Consider the following 504-nt stretch of genomic DNA (forward strand, 5'->3'; position numbering starts at 1 on the left):
CTTGGCTATTTTCCATCGAGTTCGCGCTAGCGTTGATCGCTTGTTTGGTTTTTCATGAATATGGTCACATTAGAGCGATGAAGTATTTTGGAATGAAGACCAAAGGAATCTATTTGATTCCATTCCTAGGTGGTTTGGCGCTAAGTGACGAAAAGATAAACACGCGCTGGCAGGATGTGGTTATCTCAATCATGGGACCATTTTTCGGTTTAGTACTTAGTATTGTTTTTACTTTGCTTTATTGGATGACTGGTGAGGTGATCTTCGCTGGGCTTGCTGTGTTTAACGCCTTGCTAAACCTATTTAATCTGCTGCCTATTTTACCATTAGATGGTGGCCATGTGCTCAAAAGTATTACCTTCTCAATGAATACTTGGGTCGGGTTAGCTGGCAGTATTGCGACCGCTTTATTGGGCATTTTTATCAGTTACTATTTCGGTCTGACGTTGCTAGGGTTTTTATTGTTAATGGGAATGTTGGAAGTGGTGATGGAATGGAGAGCTC

The 504-nt window shown here is 41.7% G+C and carries 1 protein-coding gene; it reads left to right on the forward strand.

Going from position 1 to position 504, the window contains the following annotated elements:
- Window positions 1-504, forward strand: a 504-nt coding sequence (locus R7R78_RS29790; RefSeq protein WP_225475051.1) for a site-2 protease family protein, incomplete at both ends; no start/stop codon positions are given.

The sequence above is a fragment of the Vibrio sp. 2134-1 genome, from assembly GCF_033339495.1.